General features: G+C 65.3%; 25 protein-coding genes. 13 read left to right on the forward strand and 12 right to left on the reverse strand.

What is annotated here, in order from left to right; genetic code table 11:
• From Q0R23_RS04730 to Q0R23_RS04755, 6 genes are all read right to left on the reverse strand, one after another.
• The coding region (locus Q0R23_RS04730) for a Clp protease N-terminal domain-containing protein (protein WP_293910893.1) at nucleotides 1-1,840 on the reverse strand (1,840 nt) is incomplete at its 3' end.
• A gap of 627 nt (nucleotides 1,841-2,467) precedes the next feature.
• On the reverse strand, nucleotides 2,468-2,746 hold the full coding sequence (locus tag Q0R23_RS04735; protein ID WP_293910895.1) for a hypothetical protein: 279 nt from the start codon (nucleotides 2,744-2,746) through the stop codon (nucleotides 2,468-2,470).
• 69 nt (nucleotides 2,747-2,815) lie between these two features.
• Nucleotides 2,816-3,520, reverse strand: coding sequence for a ribose 5-phosphate isomerase A (gene rpiA / locus Q0R23_RS04740; protein WP_293910897.1), 705 nt, complete (start codon nucleotides 3,518-3,520; stop codon nucleotides 2,816-2,818).
• Between the two features lies 1 nt (nucleotide 3,521).
• Nucleotides 3,522-4,052, reverse strand: a complete 531-nt coding sequence (locus Q0R23_RS04745; protein ID WP_293910899.1) for a peroxiredoxin — start codon at nucleotides 4,050-4,052, stop codon at nucleotides 3,522-3,524.
• 623 nt (nucleotides 4,053-4,675) lie between these two features.
• Nucleotides 4,676-5,374 carry a hypothetical protein gene (locus Q0R23_RS04750; RefSeq protein WP_293910901.1) on the reverse strand — a complete coding sequence of 233 codons (699 nt, stop codon included), beginning with the start codon at nucleotides 5,372-5,374 and terminating at the stop codon, nucleotides 4,676-4,678.
• Between the two features lie 104 nt (nucleotides 5,375-5,478).
• Nucleotides 5,479-6,123 carry a hypothetical protein gene (locus Q0R23_RS04755; protein WP_293910903.1) on the reverse strand — a complete coding sequence of 215 codons (645 nt, stop codon included), beginning with the start codon at nucleotides 6,121-6,123 and terminating at the stop codon, nucleotides 5,479-5,481.
• A 239-nt stretch (nucleotides 6,124-6,362) separates the two neighbouring features.
• Between Q0R23_RS04755 and Q0R23_RS04760 the strand changes: the two genes are divergently transcribed.
• The gene (locus Q0R23_RS04760; RefSeq protein ID WP_293910905.1) at nucleotides 6,363-6,827 is read left to right on the forward strand and encodes a DoxX family protein; all 465 of its coding nucleotides are present in this window, start codon (nucleotides 6,363-6,365) and stop codon (nucleotides 6,825-6,827) included.
• Nucleotides 6,828-7,280: 453 nt separating this feature from the next.
• On the opposite strand, the gene dgt is transcribed toward Q0R23_RS04760, so the two are convergent.
• From dgt to Q0R23_RS04775, 3 genes are all read right to left on the reverse strand, one after another.
• Nucleotides 7,281-8,555: a dGTP triphosphohydrolase gene (gene dgt / locus Q0R23_RS04765; RefSeq protein ID WP_293910907.1), complete on the reverse strand. Its 1,275-nt coding sequence runs from the start codon at nucleotides 8,553-8,555 to the stop codon at nucleotides 7,281-7,283.
• Nucleotides 8,552-9,466, reverse strand: a complete 915-nt coding sequence (locus Q0R23_RS04770; RefSeq protein WP_366520385.1) for an ImmA/IrrE family metallo-endopeptidase — start codon at nucleotides 9,464-9,466, stop codon at nucleotides 8,552-8,554. The genes dgt and Q0R23_RS04770 overlap by 4 nt, the downstream gene beginning before the upstream one ends.
• A 182-nt stretch (nucleotides 9,467-9,648) precedes the next feature.
• Nucleotides 9,649-9,912 carry an acyl-CoA-binding protein gene (locus Q0R23_RS04775; RefSeq protein ID WP_293910909.1) on the reverse strand — a complete coding sequence of 88 codons (264 nt, stop codon included), beginning with the start codon at nucleotides 9,910-9,912 and terminating at the stop codon, nucleotides 9,649-9,651.
• A 196-nt stretch (nucleotides 9,913-10,108) separates the two neighbouring features.
• Here Q0R23_RS04775 and Q0R23_RS04780 point away from each other — a divergent pair, with 196 nt between their 5' ends.
• The 3 genes from Q0R23_RS04780 (at nucleotide 10,109) to pnp (ending at nucleotide 14,541) form a co-directional block, all read left to right on the forward strand.
• A complete protein-coding gene (locus tag Q0R23_RS04780) occupies nucleotides 10,109-11,572 on the forward strand; it encodes a hypothetical protein (RefSeq protein ID WP_293910911.1) in 1,464 nt (487 codons plus the stop codon).
• A gap of 150 nt (nucleotides 11,573-11,722) precedes the next feature.
• Nucleotides 11,723-12,259 (forward strand): hypothetical protein, encoded by a 537-nt coding sequence (locus Q0R23_RS04785; RefSeq protein ID WP_293910913.1) that lies wholly within the window; start codon nucleotides 11,723-11,725, stop codon nucleotides 12,257-12,259.
• Between the two features lie 122 nt (nucleotides 12,260-12,381).
• On the forward strand, nucleotides 12,382-14,541 hold the full coding sequence (gene pnp / locus Q0R23_RS04790; protein WP_293910915.1) for a polyribonucleotide nucleotidyltransferase: 2,160 nt from the start codon (nucleotides 12,382-12,384) through the stop codon (nucleotides 14,539-14,541).
• Nucleotides 14,542-15,267: 726 nt separating this feature from the next.
• On the opposite strand, the gene Q0R23_RS04795 is transcribed toward pnp, so the two are convergent.
• Nucleotides 15,268-15,537 carry a hypothetical protein gene (locus tag Q0R23_RS04795; protein ID WP_293910917.1) on the reverse strand — a complete coding sequence of 90 codons (270 nt, stop codon included), beginning with the start codon at nucleotides 15,535-15,537 and terminating at the stop codon, nucleotides 15,268-15,270.
• Between the two features lie 98 nt (nucleotides 15,538-15,635).
• On the opposite strand from Q0R23_RS04795, the gene Q0R23_RS04800 reads away from it, so the two are divergent.
• Nucleotides 15,636-15,950 (forward strand): hypothetical protein, encoded by a 315-nt coding sequence (locus Q0R23_RS04800; protein WP_293910919.1) that lies wholly within the window; start codon nucleotides 15,636-15,638, stop codon nucleotides 15,948-15,950.
• Nucleotides 15,951-16,005: 55 nt separating this feature from the next.
• On the opposite strand, the gene Q0R23_RS04805 is transcribed toward Q0R23_RS04800, so the two are convergent.
• Complete coding sequence (locus Q0R23_RS04805) at nucleotides 16,006-16,869, reverse strand: metallophosphoesterase (RefSeq protein ID WP_293910921.1); 864 nt, start codon at nucleotides 16,867-16,869, stop codon at nucleotides 16,006-16,008.
• Nucleotides 16,866-17,234: a hypothetical protein gene (locus tag Q0R23_RS04810; protein WP_366520386.1), complete on the reverse strand. Its 369-nt coding sequence runs from the start codon at nucleotides 17,232-17,234 to the stop codon at nucleotides 16,866-16,868. The genes Q0R23_RS04805 and Q0R23_RS04810 overlap by 4 nt, the downstream gene beginning before the upstream one ends.
• Before the next feature lie 353 nt (nucleotides 17,235-17,587).
• Here Q0R23_RS04810 and purC point away from each other — a divergent pair, with 353 nt between their 5' ends.
• From purC to Q0R23_RS04850, 8 genes are all read left to right on the forward strand, one after another.
• On the forward strand, nucleotides 17,588-18,316 hold the full coding sequence (gene purC / locus Q0R23_RS04815; RefSeq protein ID WP_293910923.1) for a phosphoribosylaminoimidazolesuccinocarboxamide synthase: 729 nt from the start codon (nucleotides 17,588-17,590) through the stop codon (nucleotides 18,314-18,316).
• Between the two features lie 107 nt (nucleotides 18,317-18,423).
• A complete protein-coding gene (gene purS, locus Q0R23_RS04820; RefSeq protein WP_293910925.1) occupies nucleotides 18,424-18,672 on the forward strand; it encodes a phosphoribosylformylglycinamidine synthase subunit PurS in 249 nt (82 codons plus the stop codon).
• Nucleotides 18,669-19,040 carry a cupin domain-containing protein gene (locus Q0R23_RS04825; RefSeq protein WP_293910927.1) on the forward strand — a complete coding sequence of 124 codons (372 nt, stop codon included), beginning with the start codon at nucleotides 18,669-18,671 and terminating at the stop codon, nucleotides 19,038-19,040. The genes purS and Q0R23_RS04825 overlap by 4 nt, the downstream gene beginning before the upstream one ends.
• 10 nt (nucleotides 19,041-19,050) lie before the next feature.
• Nucleotides 19,051-19,719 (forward strand): phosphoribosylformylglycinamidine synthase subunit PurQ, encoded by a 669-nt coding sequence (gene purQ, locus Q0R23_RS04830; RefSeq protein WP_293910929.1) that lies wholly within the window; start codon nucleotides 19,051-19,053, stop codon nucleotides 19,717-19,719.
• On the forward strand, nucleotides 19,716-20,177 hold the full coding sequence (locus Q0R23_RS04835; protein ID WP_293910931.1) for a DinB family protein: 462 nt from the start codon (nucleotides 19,716-19,718) through the stop codon (nucleotides 20,175-20,177). The genes purQ and Q0R23_RS04835 overlap by 4 nt, the downstream gene beginning before the upstream one ends.
• Nucleotides 20,178-20,227: 50 nt before the next feature.
• On the forward strand, nucleotides 20,228-20,965 hold the full coding sequence (locus Q0R23_RS04840; RefSeq protein WP_293910933.1) for an alpha/beta fold hydrolase: 738 nt from the start codon (nucleotides 20,228-20,230) through the stop codon (nucleotides 20,963-20,965).
• Complete coding sequence (locus tag Q0R23_RS04845; RefSeq protein WP_293910935.1) at nucleotides 20,962-21,480, forward strand: DinB family protein; 519 nt, start codon at nucleotides 20,962-20,964, stop codon at nucleotides 21,478-21,480. Before Q0R23_RS04840 ends, Q0R23_RS04845 begins: the two co-directional genes overlap by 4 nt.
• Before the next feature lie 4 nt (nucleotides 21,481-21,484).
• The gene (locus Q0R23_RS04850) at nucleotides 21,485-21,868 is read left to right on the forward strand and encodes a hypothetical protein (RefSeq protein WP_293910937.1); all 384 of its coding nucleotides are present in this window, start codon (nucleotides 21,485-21,487) and stop codon (nucleotides 21,866-21,868) included.
• The last annotated feature ends 3 nt before the right edge of the window (nucleotides 21,869-21,871 follow it).

The following is a 21,871-nucleotide window of genomic DNA, read 5'->3' on the forward strand; positions in this document are numbered from 1 at the left end:
TTGGGCCGAGGAACAGGAATGAGCCGTACGGTTTGTTCGGATCCGCGAGGCCCGCGCGTGAACGACGAATCGCATCGGCAACAAGCGACACCGCTTCGGCCTGACCGATCACGCGCTTGTGCAATGCATCTTCAATGTGCAGCAGTTTGTCGCGCTCACCGGTCATCATTTTGCTCACGGGAATGCCAGTTGCACGAGAGACGACTTCTGCGATTTCTTCTGCACCGACCTGGGTGCGGAGCAACTTTTGTTTGGAACTCGCCCCCTCACCCCCACCCTCTCCCGCGAGGGGAGAGGGGGCCATTGCGTGGAGTTGCTTTTCCAACTCCGGCAACTTGCCGTACTGAATCTCGGACATGCGCGCAAAGTCGCCGCGACGGCGCGCTTCGTCCATGTCGAGCTTGAGTTTTTCGATCTGTTCCTTGACGCCTTGCGTGCCTTGCACCGCCGCCTTTTCACCACGCAGGATTTCATCAAAGTCAGCGTATTCGCGCTCAAGTTTCAGGATTTCTTCTTCCAGCAAATCGAGACGCTTGCGCGACGCAGCGTCCTTCTCTTTCTTCACCGCTTCACGCTCAATCTTCAATTGAATGATGCGACGATCCAGCTTGTCCATGACCTCGGGTTTGGAGTCAATTTCCATCTTGATTCGGCTCGCGGCTTCGTCGATGAGATCAATCGCCTTGTCCGGCAAAAAGCGATCCGTGATGTAGCGATGTGACAATTCCGCCGCAGCAATAATCGCTGCGTCGGTGATGTCCACACCATGATGCACTTCGTATTTTTCTTTCAAACCACGCAGGATGGCGATGGTCGACTCGACTGACGGTTCGCCCACCAGCACCTTCTGAAAACGTCGTTCCAGCGCAGCATCTTTTTCGATGTATTTGCGATATTCGTCGAGCGTGGTTGCGCCGACGCAGTGCAGTTCGCCGCGAGCAAGTGCGGGCTTCAACATGTTGCCCGCATCCATCGCGCCTTCGGCCTTGCCCGCGCCCACCATGGTGTGCAACTCGTCGATGAAGACGATAGTCTGGCCTTCGTCTTTGGCGAGGTCTTTGAGCACCGCTTTCAAACGCTCTTCAAATTCGCCGCGATATTTCGCGCCCGCGAGCATTGCCGCGAAGTCGAGCGACAACACGCGTTTGTTCTTGAGTCCTTCCGGCACTTCGCCGTTGACGATGCGCTGCGCGAGGCCTTCAACGATGGCCGTTTTGCCTACGCCCGGCTCCCCGATCAGCACCGGGTTGTTCTTGGTGCGCCGCAGCAGAATCTGCATGGCGCGGCGAATCTCCTCGTCGCGTCCGATCACGGGGTCGAATTTGCCGTCCATGGCCCGCTGGGTCAGGTCGGTGCCGTATTTGTTCAGCGCGTCGAACTGCTGATCGCTGGTTTTATTGGTCACGGTTTTTCCTTTGCGGCCAGCCTGGGCGGCCTCTTGCAGTTGAGCCTCGGTTGGCCAGCGGTGTTTATCCAGAATCTGGCCCCTGATTTCACTGCGAAGCGCGATCAGCAGGGCGTCGGGCGCCACGAAGCTGTCGCCGAGCGAGGCGGCAATCTCGTCAGCCTTGCTGAAGGCGCGGGAGAGCGCCGGGTCGAGGTAGGTCTGGCCCTGGGCGCCCTGCACGCGGGGCCATTTGGCGAGTTCAGTTTCGATCTGTTTTTGCAGTGCGGCAAGGTCGCCCCCGGCAGCGCCGAGCATCCGGCTGGCCACGTCGTTGTCCATCAGGGCGGCGAGCACGTGCCAGACGCTCAACGCCTGGTGGCCGGACGCCTGGGCCAGTTGCTGGGCGTCGGCAAGCGCCTGGAACGCGGATTCGGTAAAACGGTCAGGGTTCAAGGGAAGACCTCCTCAAGTAACTCTATTGTGAAACTTGAGTGCGGTCATGTCAAGTTTACTGAGCGTTGTGGGATGGGGAAGTGGACAGATGATTGGCATTCGAGATTTTGGGGGCGCTCGGTATCACCCCTCTGCTTCGCAGCTCTGCGAGTCCGTCCGCTGCGCGGCCACCTCCCCTCAAGGGGGCTGGGTGACGCATGCAAGTTTCTCCTCTTCGTTGCTACGCCGACTTTCGCCGGATGTCTTTTTCCTTGAACCGCGCTGGGAGAGCGTTTGCGCTACCCCTCTCCCAGCCTCTCCCGCAGGGGGAGAGGAGCCAACAACGCTGTGTTCATCGGTGTCGCTCAGTTGATGAGAGAGATATGTGCAGCACTGAGCCTCAAGGGCGGCTCCCGCGTAGCAGGTGGGGGGGTTATTGCCCTGGGGGATTGCCACATCAGACGGGATTAACTTGACTTCGGTGTATACGCGATTGACCCCTCGCCCCTGCGGGAGAGGGGGCCACCGGGCAGCCCCAACGCTTCATGTTCGGGAGTCTTTTCAATTCCGTATCAGACAAAATGCCCTCCCAGCGCGGACCAAAATCAAGCTTCGGCTGGCACTGGAAGGGCGTGGTTGTCTTCTGGCTCAGTCCGCTACAAATGTCTGCCGGGGGTATTCCTGTCCAGCTTCGACCATCGGCAATCCCTGCTCGGCCCGCTCCAGAAGTTGCTTGAGCACGGTAACGACCATGGGGCCTTCGCCGTACATCTCCACGGCGTCGTCGCTCAGCAGTATTTCCAGACCCTGCTTGCCTTCCGGAACGCGGCGCATGATGCGGAAGATGCGGCCCTCGACTTCCTCGTAGGTGCTGACCCGAACGTCAGCGGGGAATCCGGCCTGGTCGATCTGGGTCTGAAAATCCATAGCCTTATTGTGCGGTCTGCGGAGCGACAATGTGCCGGGCATGGAGACTTTCTCAAGACCCCGCCGGATTCATTCAGGCCGCACCAGCTCGCGCACACCGTCTGGCGCGGCCACGAAGGCCCGCTCGGCCATGCCGAGAAACAGCCCGGTTTCGACCACGCCCAGCGTGCCCTTGAGCGTGCGCTCCAGGCCCAGCAGGTCGGCGGCGCCGAAGCGGGCGTCGAAGATCAGATTGCCGTTGTCGGTGACGTAGAACTCGCCTCCGGCGCGGCGCAGTTCGCCCACGGCGCCCAGGCGGCGCAACCGCTCCAGGCTGCTGTCTACGCCGAAGCTCAGCACCTCGATGGGCAGCGGGGCTTTCTCGCCCAGACGGCTCACCAGCTTGGTGTGGTCGGCAATAATAACCAGCCGCCTGGCCTGGACTTCCACCAGTTTTTCGCGCACCAGGGCGCCGCCCAGCCCCTTGATCAGATCGAGCTGCGGACTGATCTCGTCGGCGCCGTCGATGGCCAGGTCAAAGGGCTGGGGCGTGAGTGGCCCCACGTCCAGCCCCAGCGAGCGTGCCAGGACGCCACTGGCCTGCGAGGTGGCCACGCAGGTCAGCCCCGCCAGCTCGCCTGCCGCTACCTTGCGGCCCAGTTCCAGAATGGCGTGGCGCGAGGTGCTGCCGGTGCCCAGACCCAGGTGCATCCCGCTGCGGACCAGCGCCACCGCCCGCACGGCAGCCTCTCGTTTGAGGGCTTCGAGCCTGAGCGTGGCAGGGTCGCTGCTCAACTCAGCCCCGCACGCCCGCCTGGGCTGCGCCGGTCTCGTCGGCCTCGATGGCGGCGACCACCTCGCCCACGTGCCCCTCGACCTTGACGTCGTACCAGGCGCGGACCAGTTCGCCGCCCGGCCCCACCAGGAAGGTGCTGCGCCTGATTCCCTCGCCCACCTTGCCGAACACGTTCCTGGGGCCATACGCGCCGATGCGACGCAGGAATTCGGCGCTGGGGTCGGAGAGCAGCGGGAACGGCAGGCTGTGCTCGGCGGCAAACGCCTGGTGGCTGGCGGCGTCGTCCATGCTCACGCCCATGATGACGGCCCCGTGCGAGCGCAGCGCCTGGTTGTCGCGGAAATCGCAGGCTTCCCTGGTGCAGCCGGGCGTGCTGTCCTTGGGATAGACGTACAGCACCAGATACCCGCCCGCCGTCTGTGCGAGGCTGTGGCGCACGCCCTGGCCGTCTGGCAGGTCAAATTCAGGGAAATTCTGACCCGGCTTGAGCACGCGGGTCGGCACGCTGGGGCGGTTATCTGGCGCAGTCATATCCGTCAAGTTAACACCCCGATTGAGAACGCCATGTGTATCGTCTATGGGGGCTTGTGGCTTGTGGCTTGTGTCCTGTAGAAATAGCAGGCGGCTGGACTGGCGCTGGGCGGGTACGCGGCGTTATTGGGCCTCAGCTCGTTGCCAATGCGCCTGGGCACGCCACTCCTCCCCCTGGGGACGCCTGCCCGCTGGCCGCTCCGTTCACGACGACAGTCCGTTCTGCCTGATAAGGCCCCTCACCTCTCTTGATGAGGCAGCGTGTCAATAGCACCTTGGAGGGCGTCGGCGCTGCGCCAGGCATGGTACATCCAGTTCGTCCCACACGCACTTTGTCTCCCCGCATTCTCCACATCGTGGCCGCTGGCGTAGGGCGCCTGTGCTCCGCACCTGCACATAACTGACCTCGCTGGAATATTTTGATCGACTTCAGCGAAAAACAGCGTCTGAGCGCACGTTGTCGACCCCTCTACCTCTGGGAGAGGGAGGGAGCCGCGAAGCGGCGGAAGGGTGAGGCCAAGTGAGCAACGCTCATGCCCTTCCTCTCTTCCCGCGCACTGCGCACCACATCCCGCATCCCATCTGTCCCCACTCCCCACTCCCTACTTCCCACTCCCTACTTCCTACTTCCTGATCGCCTGCAACTCGGTCACGCCGTCCTGCTCCTCGGTTCTGATGAGGCCGGTGCCCTCGGCGTACCAGGAGGTGCTCAGACGTTTGCTGTTCATCACCTGAATGGGGCCGAGCTTGCCCTGAAAGGTCGTTTCAATCGCCACTTTCCAGGCGCCGAAGGTTCCGGCAGGCACCGTGACCTGCTCGCGGCCCAGCACTCTGTAGTTCGAGGCGATGCGGCCCGTGCCACTCAGTAGCCCCTTGCGGCCCTCCAGGTCGAACACCTGCGACCAGGTGTGACCCACCTTCCAGGCGGCGGGCGGCGGGGTGGTCTGGCCGCTGGAGACGATGCGGGTGATGGTGACGCCCGCGCCGAAGTCCAGCTTGGACACGTTGCTGTGGGCGCCGTTCTGGCAGCGGTACTGCTGGGCGAACACGACTTTGCCCCCAGTTCGGTACTCGTCGCTGAAGCCGCTCTGCGCCACCACCCGCCGCAGATCGTAGCTGCCGGGCGCCTTCGGATCGGGCGCCTTCTGAGTAACCGCCTGCTGGGTGGGCAGCTTCTGGTACTGCCAGGTCCAGTTCTCGGCAGGATTCAGGGCGTTCTCACAGCCGGGCGCCGCCGGGGCCACAGCGCCCAGCGCCGAGCCACCCAGGGTCAGGATCGATGCGAGGACCGAGGCAACAACCGCCGTGCTGAATGAAGTCATGGCACCACATTACCGGCGCGAAGTGAAACCAGCCTCACCTTCTGATGAGTGTGCGGACAGACGGTCTGGAAGGAATGACGGTCTGGAAGGAATACCGCCGCATCTTACTTCTTGAGTGCCGACAGCTCTGAGACGCTGGCCTCGCGCTGAATTTTGATCAGGCCGACGTCCTGGGCGATCCACTGGGTCTCGGTGAATTTACGGCGAATCGGCACAATCGAGACGTGGGCGTCCACGTCGCCGTCGAGGGCGACTTTCCAGGCGTCGAAGGTTCCGGCGGGCACGCTGACCTTCTCGCGGCTCAGGATGCGGTACTTCAGGGTCATGACCGCCCCGGCGCCCAGGCCGGACTTTTTGCCTTCCAGATTCATGATGTAGGTCCAGGCGAAGCCCGGTCTCCAGCTCGGCAGGGCCGGGTAGCTCACGCCCTGCACCGTCAGCCTGGTGATCTGTGCGCCAGCGACACTGGGCGCGGTGATATTGATGTGGGCGCCGCCCTCGCAGCGGTAGCTCTGCGGCGCTGGCGGCTTACCGGGCGTGGTGTAGGTGTCTGTGTAGCCCGCCTTGTCCAGCGTGCGGTGCATCTCGTAGAGCACCGGGCCGTTTTTGTCGGTGTCGCGGTAGGTCCAGGTCCAGCCCGGCTGCATCGGTTTGACGTTGTTCTCACAGGGGCTTGCCAGCGAGGGACCAGCCAACGAGGAGCCGGTGCAGGCCATGAGGGCGAGCGAAAGCAGGGAGCGGCGAGGCATGGCTGCATGCTAAAGGCCCGGTGTGAGGAGTCGGTCAGGGACGCCCGGCCAGCCGACCCGATTTGGTGACTCACGCTCCACTCATCAGCTTGAGGTCTGGTAAAGGTGAGTCGCCATCCATTTGTTCTGCACTGACCACGCCTGGATTGACTAAGCCTGCACTGACCACGCCTGCATCTGCCTGACCGGGAGGCTGATAGAGCTGAGCACCACGCCAATCCAGTTGTGAAACCCCAACCGTGAAACCCTCGCCGCAGCTCGCGCTGACGCTGCTGCGCCTGGTGCTGGGCGCCCTGCTGCTGCTGTCGGGCTACCAGAAGTTTGCGCTCAGCGGCCTGCACGGTGTTGGTCTACAGGGGGTGGCCGCCGAACTCGCCGCGCTGGGGTTGCCGCTGCCGGGCGTGCTGGCGCCGGTGCTGGCGGTGGCCGAGTTGCTGGGCGGCGCCCTGATGATGGCGGGCGTGGCGACCCGGCCCCTGGCGGCGGTGCTGGGACTGCTGGCCGTCGCCCAGAGCGTGACGCCGCTGGTGCAGGCCAGCCGGAGTTTCACGCTCAGCGCCTACCAGTACCCGCTGCTGCTGCTGGCCTGCGCGGCGGCGGTGGCCCTGGGGAGTGAGCCGGGGCGCGGTCCGGCTAAGCGCGGTCAGGCCGGGCGTGGCCCATCCGTACGGGGCGGGTCGGGGCGCAACACCCCTCAGCCCTGAAACCCCTCAGCCCTGGAGTCGGCACAGCCCTGAACCAGCTCTGGGCTAGGTATCTCCTTGCCAAGCTTTAGCTCTGCCGAGCGGAGCGGGCAGGCGTGCCCAGGCGGACTTGCAAAGCTCCGCAGGAGAGGAGTGGCGTCCTCATGGGGACGAGTGGCGTTCTCATGGGCGTCCGTTCACGAGGACAGTCCGCTGTGCCCAAGAAGCGGAAGCCAGGGACGTCAGCCAGGACATACTGAGCGTGATGAAGCGTCGGTGCAAACAGCTTGTTCGACGCCATGTCCTGATCGTCTTCGAGGCTCCTTCGAGTCAGTCTGATAGAGAAACGGTCCTTCTCGTAGGTTAACGGCGAGATCCTTCGCTTCGCTCAGGATGACGAACTTCTTTACGAGTGATCGGCTGTTTTAATGTTACCAACACCGCTATCTAAAAAACACTCTTCAAGGTCGAAACCTACACTCTATCCCCCTCTGCCAATCGCCGTGACTGTTTTAGGGCGTAACTATCGGTCATTCCGGCCAGGTAGTCGCAGATCACCCGGTCGCGCCCGGCCTGGTCGCCCGCCTCGGCCCGCTTGCTCGCTTCGGCATAGCGGCGGCGCGACTGTGCCCCCAGCCAGCGGAGCGGCTCGGCCTGGGCAGCCCCGAACAGCGCCCGGAGCTGGGCGCTGGCAAGGCGTTCGGGCTCGCGGACCTGCGGCGTGTCGATGACGCGTTGCCACACCAGCGCCGTCAGAAAGCGTTGCAGGGCGGCGGCGGCGGGCGTGAAGTCGGCCCGCAGATCGAGCAGCGGCTCGGCGAACACGGCCTGGCGCGTCACCTCCACCCCGCCCACCAGGGCGCCGGACAGGGCCACCACGCCGCGTTTGCGAGCCGATTCGTCAGCATTGAACACCAGCCCGGCCCAGGCGTTCAGCTCCGGCACCATTTCGAGTTCGGGCGTCCCGGCGGCCAGCTCATTCCAGTCGCCCCGCGTGACCAGTTCCAGATTCACGCTGTCCTCGAAGTCGTAGACGGCGTAGGCGGCGTCGTCGGCCAGCTCCATCAGGCGCGAGTCGAAACTGCGGTGGCCCCCGCCCGGCGCGGTGAAGCGTGCCCGGTCAGCCTCGGAGAGCGGCGCCAGGAGCCAGTCCACCACCCCGGCCTCGGTATCGAGGTAGCACTTGGGCGGACGGTGATCGGAGACCAGTGCCGCCAGCGAGTACGCCACCGGGTACTTCAGCACCCCCAGCAGCGCCCGGCGGGTCAGGTTCAGGCCGTGAGCAGGCTCCGGGCCGCTTTCCAGATGAGTCAGCAGCCGCAACGTCTGCCCGTTGGCCTCGAAGCCGACGGGGCCGCTCGCCCGCATGGCCGCGTCGAGCGCACGCTCACCCGCGTGACCGAACGGCGGATGCCCCAGGTCATGCGCCAGACAGATGTTGGCCATCAGCGTCCGGCCCGGCACAAGCGCCGCCCAGGGCTGGCCCTCCGAGCGCACTTCGAGTCCGGCCAGCAGGGCGCGGCCCAGTTCGGCGACTTCCAGGCTGTGGGTCAGGCGGGTCCGGTACACGTCGCTGAACGCCTCGCCGATGCCCAGCACCTGCGTCTTGCCCTGGAGGCGGCGAAAGGCGTAGCTGTGGATGATCCGGGCGTGGTCCTCGTCGTCAGGTTGCTGACCGGGCAGCAGTTCTGGCAGCGGGCCGCGCCGGAGGGTCCAGAAGGCCGGATTGGTCAAGTGTGGGTCACTCACATCTGAACTGAATCCGGGCTGGACGCTGAATCTCCCGCCGCAGTCTCTGGCTTGTCTGGCCCTGGCTTATCCGGCCCCGGCTTGTCCGGCCCCGGCTTGTCCGGCTCCAGGTCGAAGCTGGCGAAGACCCGGCGCCCGTTGCCGTCGGGGTAGACGTTGACGATGGCCGGTAACTTGCGCCCGGAACGAAACGGCACGTAACTCTTGCCGCTGATCTCCAATCCCGTTTCCGAGGCAATTTGAACAGGATGCTCGTCCGGAATCGGCGTGCCGGGGCGCAGCGAATATTTGACGCCCGCCGTCGCCGCGCTGGCCCGCACGCTCAGCACCCGGCCCTCGCCGCGCCCGACGGGGGCACACACCGCCAGCAGCACCTGGCCCGTCGCCGCCTCGGCCAGAGCGTACAGCGCCGCGCTGCCGCTGACATCGGCCCGGCGCACCAGTTCGGCGATGCCCCGTCCGGTGGCCCCGAAGCGCTCCAGAAGTTCGACCATCAGCGCGTCGGGAATCAGGATGGCCGAGGCGCCCACATTGCACAGCGTCTCGATCATGTTCTCCAGCCGCTCGCCCTCGTAGCCGTCGTGCAGGTCGCTGAGCAGGTCGTCGTCGCTGAGCAGCAGGGCGTGGCTGATCTCGTGCGCCAGCGTGAAGCGTTGCCGCTCAGGCCGCGCCTGGGAGTTGATCAGGATGACCCTGTTTTCGGGGTCGTAGGCGCCGTCGCGCTCGCCCATCGGCATGAACTCCAGACGCACACCGCCCGACTGGAGCAGCTCGCCTTCCATCAGGCTATGGGTGTCCAGGGCGGGCAGGCCAGCCGCGTACTGGCGGGCCAGCTCGCGCATCCGGCTGCGAAAGGCGCCCGGATCGGAATCCTGGGCGCTGCTCGGCTGACCTTCGGGGCGTCCGCTCACAGTCTGGGAAGGATAGCGCCTTCGGCGGGCCTGTGGCGTGTGGCCTGTGGGCCTCGATCATGGCCCGGTGCCTGCCGTGCTGGAGTTGGATGGTGGCGGCAGCGAGCTTGCAGCGAGGACAAAACTGTGTGGAGAAAGCAAAAATGGGAGGCAAGACCTTCCCCGTTCCCACTGCCCACTCCCTAGCTCCCCTTCAACTCCCCCACCAGCGCCACGTAGTCGCTCTGCGCCTGCTGCTGCGAGGTGCCCCTGAGTTCGGCCCAGGCGTCGTATTTGGCGCCGCCGACAAAATCGAAGCCGCCGGGGCGCTCGCCCTGTACGTCGCCCAGGCTGCCCTGTTTGTAGAGGGCATAGAGCCTCAGCAGCGTCAGGTTATCTGGTTTGACGGGCAACGACTGAGAATCGGTTCTGGCCTGCTCGAAGGCGCTGGCGGAGGCGTCGGTCATGCGGCGAGTCTAGCAAGGTGGATCGGTCATCTGTACTCGTATGAGTAACTTACACATGATAATGTTCTTACACATTTTGAGTTACATACTCATCTACGCCCCCTATCATCTCATCAGTCCTCAAGTCTGTCTCAGTTCACAGCGTCTCAGTTCACAGTCAACGTCGTCCATCCCGGTTTCACCCCAAGGAGCACCCATGGTTCAGGTCGCGCTCGATGCCTTCTGGTCCCTACTTTCCGGCTGGTCCGGCCTGCTGTGGACGGTGCTCATCGCCGCGCTGCTGGGTGGGCTGTGGCTGCTGACCGTGCGCCAGCGCAGCCCAGAGCGCTACCAGGCCACCAGGGGCTGGCTGGGCGGGGCGGCGCTGCCGGTGGCGGCCTGGGCGGCGGCGCTGCTGGTGTTCGCCTTTACCTTCGCGGCGCTGGGTGTGGTGAGAAGCCTGGTGAGCAGCCGCACCGGCGCCGCCGAAAACTCGCGTTCGGGTCGCGGCGCCGACCCTGACGCCTCGCCCACCGTGCAGCGCTCGCCCACCATCAGCTACCTGACCGAATCCAAGTTCGTGCGGACCCTGATCGTGCCGCCTGCTTTGCTCAAAAAGGTAGGCGAGCAGGGCATCCAGGTGCTGTCTCCCTACCTGACCGACTCCGACAGCAACAACCTCAAATACGTCATCGATCAATTCAAGCGCAGGGGGCGGAATCTGGTCTTCACTCGCCAGTCCACCATGACCACCGAGGCGCCCATCAAGCTCGACACCTCGCGGGTGAACGTGGGCCTCGACTTCGTGACACCTGGACGTGGGGCCAAACGCACCTACTACAACGCGACCTTCAGCGCCGAGTACAGCTTTACCAATCCGCTGGACACCGCAGCCACCGCCCGCTTTCAGTTTCCCTTGCCCGAAGGCAGCGGCACCCTGTCGGGCTTCAAGGTGGTCGTGGACGGCCAGGAACTGACGGCTGCCGATCTGAGCAACGGCTCGCAGTGGTCGGCCAACCTGGCGCCCAGGCAGAAAGTCAACGTGCGCGTGACCTACGCCCACCAGGGCGCACGCGGCTGGAAGTACCTGCTGGCCGGGCGCCGCGAGCCGATCCGCGATTTCGAGCTGACCGTCAAGACCAACGAGGTCGCCAAGTTCGCCCGTTACAGCCTGCCGCCCACCAAGACGGCCCGCAGCCTGGGCAGCACGACCCTGGCCTGGAACCTCAAGGACGTCATTACCGCCCAGGACGTGTCGATGACCTTCTCCAGCGCCAGCCTGCGCGAGACGCTCAACAAGCTCTACGGCTTCGCGCCGTTCGCGCTGCTGCTGGCCGCCGCCTTCGGGCTCGTCTGGGCGCGGCTGCGCGGGCTGGTACTCACTCCGGTTCAGGTGGTGCTGGCGCTGCTGTCGGTACTGGCGGGCCTGACCCTCGGCGGCGTGCTGATGAACTACCTGCCGCTGGCCGTCGCGGGCGTGCTGGGCAGCCTGGTGGGCGCGGCGCTGGCTCTACGGGCGCTGGGCACGGGCTTCTGGCCGCCGGTCTTGATCGCCACCGCACTGCCGCTGGCCTTTTTGCTGGTCGGCAACGCCGGGCTGGTGCTGGTGCTCGTCGGCGTGGCGGGGCTGGGCGCGGTGATCTGGCGCCAACCGGTGAGGGCCTTGCCGAGCGGCTTGTAGCCTGTGGCTTGTAGCTTGTGGCTTGTGGCCTGTGGGAACAGATGTGGGGCCTGGACATTAGCAATTGGCCAGCGGTCAGCAGGGACGGCGTGAGGTTGGTGAGAGGTACGGCGCAGGACGGCAACCAGACCAGAATGCTAACCTGAATTCATGACCAAGATTTCTGCTTCCAGCTTCGGGCTGCTCGGCCTGTGCGCCCTGACCCTGACGGCGTGCAGCACCGGCACAACGACCACGACGACGACGACCACCACGACTCCGGTTGACAGTACGGTCTCCACCGGCCCGACCACTCCCGCTGCCGGAGCGGCGGCTGTGGCGAACGGCAGCTACACGCTCCAGTCGGTGACGGTGCCCAGTTTCGATTCCTACCAGAAAGACCGCGTTGTGATCGCCTGCCCCGGCAAGAACGCCACCGAGAAGGTGGACTGCACCAACAACGCTGCCAGCTTCGTTGACGGCAAATACGATCTGGGCGTCATCATCGACACTCCCATGCGTACCGGCACTTACGCGGCGTATACCGCTGCCAACAACCCCAGCCTGAATATCCAGCTCAACGGCAACCTGGTCGGCAACTGGACGGTAGTGGGCAGCCAGTACACCCTCACCGTCACCGGCCTGGTCGGCAATTATTCCGGCGGCTCACTCCGCTTCCCCACCAAGTTCATCTACACCAAGAATTAAGCCGCTCCACCACAGAAGCCGCCGCCGATGCACTGAGGGCGGCGGCTCGTTGCTGTCCCCACTCGCCACACGCCGGGACAACGATCCATTCTCCCGGCCCCCAGCACGCTAGAATCGCCTCAATGAACGCTAAAACCTTTTCCACCATGCTCGGCGGCGCGGAACTGAGCATCGAGACCGGCAAGCTCGCCAAACTGGTCAGCGGCTCCGTGACCGTGCGCTACGGCGACACCATCCTGCTGGTCACCGCCCAGGCCCGCGACGAGCGCAGCACGCTGGACTTCTTGCCCCTGACCGTCGAGTTCGAGGAGCGCCACTACGCCGTGGGTAAGATTCCCGGCTCCTTCCAGCGCCGCGAGGGCCGCCCCGGCGAGAAGGCCATCCTGAGCGCCCGCCTGACCGACCGCCAGATTCGCCCGCTGTTTCCCAAGAGCTACCGCCAGGAAACCCAGGTGATCATCACCGTGATCTCCGCCGACGGCGAGCACGCAGCGGACGTGCTCGGCCCGGTGGGCGCTTCCGCCGCGCTGAGCATCTCCGACATTCCCTGGGGCGGCCCCACCGCCTGCGTGCGGGTCGGCATGGTCGGCGGGCAGTACATCGTCAACCCGACCACCACCCAGTTGGCGAGCAGCACCCTCGACATCGTGGTGGCCGGAACCAAGGACGCCATCCTGATGGTCGAGGCGGGCGCCAAAACCGTGGACGAGGAAACCCTGATCGGGGCCATCGAGTTCGGCCACGCTCAGATGCAGCCGATCATCGCCCTGATCGAGCAGATGCGCGCCGAGCTGGGCCAGGAGAAGTTCGTGTTCGCCACCGAGGCCGACCTCACCGTGGACATGGTGCCGCAACTGGCCATCGACGCCCGCGCCGGGGGCCTGCGCGACGCCCTGCTGACCACCATGAAAAAGGAGCGCAGCATCCGCACCAAAGCCCTGCGCGACGGCCTGATCGCCCTGCGCGTGCCCGACGCCGGGGCCGAGGGCGCCGCCGCCCGCATCACGGCGCTGAAAAACGCCTTCAACAAAGTCGAGAAGCAGGAACTCCGCCGCCTGATTCTGGAAGAGGACCTGCGCGCCGACGGACGCAACACCCGCACCGTCCGGCCCATCTGGATCGAGGCCCGGCCCCTGCCGCGTGCCCACGGCTCGGCCATCTTTACGCGCGGCGAGACGCAGGTGCTGGGCGTGGCGACGCTGGGCACCGGACGCGACGAGATATTAATTGACGATCTGAGTGCCGAGACCGGCGACAAGTTCATGCTGCACTACAACTTTCCGCCGTACTCGACCGGCGAGGTCAAGCGCATGGGCGGGCAGTCGCGGCGCGAGATCGGGCACGGCAACCTGGCCAAGCGGGCCATCCGGGCCGTGCTGCCCAGCTTCGAGGACTTCCCCTACGTCATCCGGCTGGTGGGCGAGGTGCTGGAATCCAACGGGAGTAGCAGCATGGCTACCGTCTGCGCGGGCAGCCTGGCGCTGATGGACGCGGGCGTGCCGATCACGGCCCCGGTGGCGGGCGTGGCGATGGGCCTGGTGATGGAGGGCGGCCAGTACAAGATCATCACCGACATCCTGGGCCTGGAAGACGCGCTGGGCGACATGGACTTCAAGGTCTGCGGCTCGGCTCAGGGCGTGACCGCCTTGCAGATGGACATCAAGATCATCGGCATCACGCCCCAGATCATGCGCGAGGCGCTGGCTCAGGCCAAGGAAGCCCGGCTGCACATCCTGGGCAAGATGGCCGAGGTGCTGGCCGCGCCCAGGCCGGAGCTCTCGCCCACCGCGCCGCGCATCATCAGCATCAAAATCAACCCCGAACTGATCGGCAAGGTCATCGGGCCGGGCGGCAAGCAGATCCGCGAGCTGGAGGCGATGGGCGCCCAGGTGACTATCGAGGAGGACGGCACCGTCCGCATCTTCAGCGCCGACGGCGAGAGTGCCAAAGCCGTGCAGGCCAGGATCGAGGCCCTGACCCGCAGCGCCGCCGTCGGCGAGGAATTCGAGGGCACGGTGGTCAAGACCACACCGTTTGGGGCCTTCGTCAACCTGTTTAGCGGCCAGGACGGCATGCTGCACATCTCGCAGATGAGCGAGGAGCGCGTGAACGCCGTCGAGGACGTGCTGAACGTCGGCGACAAATTGCGCGTCAAGATCATGGGCATCGACGACCGGGGCAAGATCGACCTGATTCGCCCGGAGCTGGAGGGCAAGATCGCGCCGCGTGAGCCGCGTGCCCCGCGTGACGGTGGCGAGCGTCGCGGGCCGCCCCGGCGCTGAAGTCTGTGAATTGAGCAGGCGGCTTCAGCGTTGGCTGGGCGGCCTGTTTTCTTTTCGTTGACGCTACGTTGCTGGGCTGGATGGGTGGGTGGCGGTGGGGTTGCTTCTTTGGGCTTTAGCACTGTGCAAATGCGTCGGCACCCCCACCCCCCAGCGGCCAGGCGTGCCCAGGCGGACTTGCAAAGCTCCGCAGGAGAGGAGTGGCACCCTCATGGGGAGGAGTAGCGTCCTCATGGGCGTCCGTTCACGAGGACAGTCCGTTCACGACGACAGTCCGTTCTGGCCAAGAAGCCCCCGCCCCGGTGGGGCGCAACTGGCCACAGGTTCGGGGGCGGCGTCTTGAGCAGAACGGACGCCCTTGAGGACGCCTGCCCGCCCCTCACCTCTCTTGATTAGGTGATGTGTCAATAGAACCTTGGAGGGAGTTGACGCTGCGCTAGGCATGGTACTTCCAGTTCGTCCCAATAGCGCTTTTTCTTCCCGCGTTCTCCACATCCTGTAGGTCACGTAGGGCGCCCGTGCTCAACAATCGCCCATAATTGACCGAGCTGGAAGGTAGTGGTCTACTTCACCGGAAAACAGAGTCTGGGCGCGTGCTGCGCAGCAGCGGGGTGAGGGGTCAGTGAGCAACGCTCATGCCCTCCCTCCGTCCCCACTCCCTACAACCCACATCCCACTCCCCTCGTTTCCCACAAGCCACGCGCCACAAGCCGGGCGTCAGCCCCCTCACTCCACCTGACGACCCACTACCGCCTTCATCCTCGGCGCGGTGAAATGGCCGAAGCAATAGCCCAGGGAGCCGATCAGCAGGGCGGAGGCGGCGTAGCTCCAGTGGCGGTCAACAGCCAGCCAGGCCGCGCCCAGGAGGCCGACCACCAGGAGCAGCCAGATGGCGGCGCCCAGGGGTGAGTGCTGTATCCGGCGGCGGGCGCAGGCGCTCAGGCCCACGAACAGGGCCAGGCTGCAAAAAAGTGAGGTCACCAGGGCGCCGATCATGTCCGGGTAGCATGGTCCCCGGCGTCTCACCGGAGTCTTACGCGAAGCTGATGGGAGCCCACCCTCACGACCTTCCGGCGCTGCGCTAGACTCGCGCCATGCGAAGTGCCTACCTGACCGCCGCCCGCGCCCTGCAACTGGGACGCGAGGCCGCCGTCGAGGGTGAGAGCAATGCCGCGCTGGACTTTCTGAGCCAGGCCCACCGAGCGCTCCGGGTGCTGCCGCCCGAACGCACCCGCGACGTGCTGCTGGGGCACGTTCACCTGGCCTACTTCCAGACGCTGACGCTGCTCGGCTCGGCCCAGGCGGCTGAGCACCTGCACCTGGGCGTCAGCTACGCCAGATCGACCCGCGATCCGCTGGCCCGCGCCATCGCCCAGGAGTGCCTATCCGGGCTCGACGCCGTGCTATAGCCGCACACCGAACAGAGTTTGCCTGACGGGGCGGCCTGACGGCGGTGCTTGTGGCCTAACGGCGGTGCTGCGAGCGCTCCGAGCGGGGCAGCGGCAGGTCTTCGAGCATCACGACCTGTGTCGGCAGCGCCTCGCCCGCCGCCGGATACTTGCCCGCCCGCGAGGGTTCGCCGCGCCCGCACAGCACCGTCACCGGGTCCACCTGATGGACGCTCAACGGCAGCAGCGCCAGGCGTCCGGTTTCGTAGGCGCCCAGGTCGAGGTAGACATGGCGGCCCAGCCGGGTCGGCACCCGCACCGGGGTATGGCCGTGAACGCTGTAGACCACGCCCTGCGCCATCGGGAAGGGGCCTTCGAAGGGCCGCAGCCACAGCGCCGCCGTTTCGGGGTTGGGGTACTGGGGGTGGCGCACCGGGGGGCTGGCGTGGGCGACCAGCACGCTGGCAGCTTCCGGCGGGGCGTCGTGAATCTCGCCGTCCTCGGTGACGTAGACGACCTTGCGCAGCAGATCGATGTAGCGGGCCAGGTTGGGCGGAAACTGCTCCAGCGTCAGAGTCGCCGTCGTGCCGCGCTCGGCGGCGATGCGGGCCACCTCCTTGCGCACGGTATCGCCGCCCGCCTGCATCCACCAGTGATAACCCTCCATCGCCTTGCGGTAATCGCCCATGTCGTGGGTGCCGACGTACTGCCGGTACCAGCGCAGTCCCTCGTGGGCCATGCGCTCGTGGTTGCCCATCAGCAGCGTGGCGCGGCCCGCGTCGTGGAGTTCAAGCAGCTTGTCGACGGTGCCCAGGCTGCGCGGGCCTCTGTCGATGGCGTCGCCCAGCGACAGAAAGTGAGCACCCGGAAATTCGCGGATGGCGGCTTGCAGCAGGTCCAGGCGTCCGTGCAGATCGGGAATGACGACGATCTGCCTCATGAGCGACCTCCAGATGTGGCACCGTCAGCGCCACTGGACTCATCTGGCCTGGACTCATCGGGCCTGGACTCATCTGGCCTGGACTCATCTGGCCTGGACCCATCGGGCCTGAATTCGTCTGAAAAGTCCAGCAGGGTCTGTTTACTTTTTTCGCGCAGCGCCGCCGCGCCGCCCTCGGTGGCGGTAAAGGTGACGCCCTGGGCGCTGGCCTGGGCCTGGTACGCCTGGCCGTCAGCGGCGCCGGGCAACCAGGCGGCGGGAAAAGCGTAGGTGCGGCCCTGATCGTCCTCGACTTCGGCCAGGCCGGTGTCCTCATCGATCAGGTCGATCACCAGCAGGGTAAAGGTCCGTGCGGTAGAAGCCATGCGCCCAGTGTAGAACGCCTGTTCTCACCGCGACCTTGCAACGCACCCCATTGAGGGCAGCCCGCGCTTGAGGTGACCTCCTTGCCCTACCGAGAGCGCCGGGCAACTGTTAAGCTCAGGGCCGGACCTGGGCGCGGCTCAGGCGACCCAGCGGCAACGTGAAGGTGAAAAAACGCATCAGGTCAGAGTCGGCCAGCACCAGTACGCAGCGAGCACGCCCCCAGCCGGGGCCGCTCGCTGTCCGTGTTTCCCGAAACTAGTTTGGCGCCTAAGTAGTCTGAGTTTCTAAGTAATAAAGTAAGCAATAGAGGAAGTCACCGGGGATCACCAGTTCAGCACTCAAGGGAGGCGGCATGACGCTCAGCACCACACGCGGCGCACTGAAGTACGAGGGCAAGGCCAAACGGGTCTACGAATCCGGGCAGCCGGACCTGTACATCGTGGAATACAAGGACGACGCCACCGCCTTCAACGGCGTCAAAAAGGCCCAGATCATGGGCAAAGGCGCCATCAACAACGCCATTACGTCCGCCATTTATCCGCAGCTTGAGCAGGCGGGCATTCCCACCCACTTTCTGGCCCAGCTCAGCGACACCGAGCAACTGGTGCGGGCCGTGACCATCGTGCCGGTCGAGGTGATCGTGCGCAACGTGGCGGCGGGCAGCTTTTCCAAGCGCCTGGACGTCGCCGAAGGCACCGCGCTGGCCGTGCCGGTGGTCGAGTACAGCTACAAATCCGACGCCCTGGGCGATCCGATGATAAACACCGACACGGCGGTAGCCCTCGGCTGGGCTGACTACGAAGAGTTGAGTCACATCCGCGAGCTGGCCCTGAAGGTGCGCGGCTTCCTGACGCCGTTTTTCGCGGCGCGGGGCGTTCGCCTGATCGACTTCAAGCTGGAGTTCGGCAAGTTAGAAAACGGCCACATCATCCTGGCCGACGAGATCAGCCCCGACACCTGCCGCTTCTGGGACGCCGAGACCGGCGACAAGTTGGACAAGGACCGCTTCCGCCGCGACCTGGGCGGCGTGGAAGATGCGTATGCGGAGATGCTAAAGAGAGTAGTGCTGAGCACTGAGTAAAAAGCACTGAGAAAGATCAAAACGACATGTCCAACGTTTCTTTCTCAGTACTCAGTACTTCTATTCATTCAGTGCCTCTTTACCTTACACACCAGGAGATGTTCAATATGCCCAACTACCACGCTAGAGTCTTCGTCACGCTCAAACCATCTATTCTCGATCCCCAGGGGCGGACCGTCGAGCGCTCGCTCTCGCATCTGGGACAGCAGGCCAGCGGCGTGCGCATCGGCAAATTCATCGAACTCCAACTTGAGGGCGAACGCAGCGAAGTCGAGGCACGCTTGCAAGATATGGCCGTCAACGTGCTGAGCAACCCCGTCATGGAGGACGTGCGCTGGGAGCTGGAAGGCGCATGACAGAACTGAGCGTGGTCAATCTGGCCGAGAAGTTCGGCGCCTTTACCGGGCACTGGTCGCCCAAGGTGGTCGGTGAGCTCAACGGGCAGGACGTCCGGTTGGCGAAAATCAGCGGCGAGTTCGTCTGGCACGCCCACGAGGACGCCGACGAGCTGTTCATGGTCATCCGGGGCACGCTCCGCATGGGCCTGCACGGCGGCGACAAACTGGTGCAGGAAGGTGAACTGCTGATCGTGCCGCGCGGCGTGGAGCACAAGCCCATCGCCGAGACCAGGGAAGTCTGGATGCTGCTGTTCGAGCCGTCTGGCACGCTGAATACCGGCACCGCTGGCGGCGAACGAACGGTGGCTGTGCTGGAGAAGCTGTGAGGAAGAGCATATGAACGTCGCCGTCATCCAGTTTCCCGGCTCCAACTGCGACGCCGACGCGCTGCACGCCGCCAGGTTGATGCTCAGCCCGGATTCGCAGTTCGTCTGGCACACCGAAACTGGCTTGCCCACCGGCACCGATCTGGTATTTCTGCCGGGCGGATTTTCTTATGGCGATCACCTCCGCAGCGGCGCCATCGCGGCCCGCAGCCCGGTCATGGCGGCGGTCAAGGCGCACGCCGAGCGCGGCGGCTACGTGCTGGGCGTCTGCAACGGCTTTCAGGTGCTGACCGAGGCGAAGCTGCTGCCGGGTGCCCTGGGCCGCAACAGCGAGCCGCATTTCATGTGCAGGCCGGTGCATCTGCGCGTGGAGAACGCGGCGACGGCGTTCACCTCGGCCTACACTCAGGGACAGACCATCGAAATTCCCATCGCGCACGGCGAGGGCAACTACTTCGCCGACCCCGAAACCCTGGCGCGGCTGGAAGGCGAGGGCCAGGTCGTGTTCCGCTACCTCGACAACCCCAACGGCTCGCTAAGCGACGTCGCCGGGATCATCAGCGCTGACGGCAAGGTGCTGGGCATGATGCCGCACCCGGAACGCGCCGTGGAAGCGCTGCTGGGCAGCCAGGACGGGCAGGGCCTGTTCGCGTCGCTGGCCGGAGCGCTGGTCAAATGAGCAACGTCCAAAGCTTTCTGGCCGATCAGTACGAGATGGAGCTGAGCCAGTTCCGCGCCGCGCTGAGCAACGTATCTGACTTCGAGCACGCCCAGCCGGGTCACAGCGCCGCCTGGCACGCCGCGCATGTCGCCGAGTGGCTGCGCTTCTTCGTGTTGCAGGACCTGAGTGCCAGTTACGCCGCGCTGGGCTGGGAAGACAGCGCCTGGGTGGGCCAGTACACCGGCACGCCGAGGGTCGCCGTCAGCGCCGGGCGAGAGGCGATCATGGCCGAGCTGGAGCGCTTGGGCAGTGAGGTGTTGGCCCACCTGCGCGGCCTGAAGGATGAGGAGCTGAACGCGGTGCTCGTCTCCCCCGCCGCGCCGGGCGGCACGCGGCCCCGGCTGATCGGGCTGGGGCTGCATCTGCGCCACATCGCGTATCACCGAGGCCAGGTTCGGCTGGCAGCGAAGGGTTGATGGACGGGGCGCTGAGCCTTCGTGAGTCCGGGCAGCGTAGCGGAGTGGCCGTGTTGTTTCTGCATGGCGGTGGCCTGAACAGTGGGCAATGGGCGCCGCAGATGGCCGACCTGAGCGAGTTTCACTGCCTGGCGCCTGATCTGCCCGAACACGGCCTCAGCGCCGCGCTGGGTCCGTTCACGCTGGAGAACGCGGCACGTCGGCTCCTCCAACTGCTGGACAATCTGCCGGTGCGTCAGCCGGTGCATCTCGTCGGGCACTCGCTGGGCGGGGCGGTGGCGCTGCACCTGCTGGGAAAGGCGCCGGAGCGCTTTGCCAGTGCGCTTGTCAGCGGCTGTGCGGCGGGGCTGAGTTCGTTCCTGGCGGGCCTGTCCAGGCTCAGCGCCCCGCTGCTCGACTGGCTGCCGACGGACTGGCTGCTGAAGCTGACGTATCAGCAGTTCCGGTTGCCGCTCGCCGTCCAGCCGGTGTTCGGGCGCGACCTGCGCCGCAGCCTCAGCGCCGATTTCACGCGGCGGATCACCGACGAGTTGCAGGGGTTACGCCTGCCCACTGCCGCCCAGGTGCCGGTCCTGGCGCTGGTGGGCGAACACGAGACGGCGGCGGCGCGGCAGATCGGGCGGCAACTGCCCCAGGGCCGGGTGTATGGGGTGCCGGGCGTCCGTCACGTCTGGAATCTGGAAGCGCCGGAACTGTTCACGCGGGTCGTAAGCGACTGGGTACAGCGCGGCGAGGTCGGGCCGCCGCTGCTGGCGCTGGATCAGGTTCGCAGGGGGTGGCCAGGATGACCGATGTTCGTTCGCTGGTGACGGCTGCCCTCGCCGCCGAGTTTCGGGCGTTCGGGGACGTGCTCTCAGGCTGCCCGGCGGAGCACTTCAACACCCCGCCCCGCTCCGGCCACACCGCCGCCTGGCACGCGCTGCACGTCATGGACTGGACGCGGGCCATGATTCAGCCGGGACTCCTCGGCGCCGATCCGGAGCTGACCTACGGCTACCTCGGCTTCGAGGATCAGCCCTGGGCACAGGCCGTCAGCGGGCCGACGCTGGCACGGGAGCAGGATTCGAAAGACGTGATTCTGGAGGCGGTGCAGGGCGTGCTCACCGACGCCCTGGAGGCGATTCAGGCAGCGCCGGACGGACGCTTCACCTCGGAAGCCATGTGGGGCGCCCTGAAAAAACCGCGCCCGGTGCTGGAAAGCCTGCTGTATCACGCCACGCACACCGCCTATCACCGGGGGCAGGTGCGGCAGCTTTCCTTCGACTTCAAAATAATACCAACTCCGGGCAGTATGGTAAATTAACAGCATGACCCTGCGACTCAATCTCGGCAGTTACCTCCAGCGCCACCAGATCACGGCTTACCGATTGGTCCAGGAAACTGAGGGCCGGGTCGCGCCCAACACGGTGTATGCACTGGCCCGCAAACCGGCTCAGCGCATCGACCTGAATACCGTCAGTGAGGTGCTGCACGCCCTGGAGCGCCTGACCGGTGAGAGTGTTCCGATTTCGGAGGTGCTGGAGGACGTGGCCGAGACACCCAAAGCCGATCTGTCGCATTTGACCGCTGATCCAGGGCGGCCAACCTACGATCCGTCGAAGGCGAAGGTGTTCAGCTACGGAGGCTACCGGGTCGCCATCGGACCCGGATTGTCAGCAGAGGACATCGTGGCCGAGTTGCGGGGCCGCTGAACC

The organism is Deinococcus sp., from assembly GCF_025362455.1.
Classification (GTDB): Bacteria; Deinococcota; Deinococci; order Deinococcales; family Deinococcaceae; genus Deinococcus.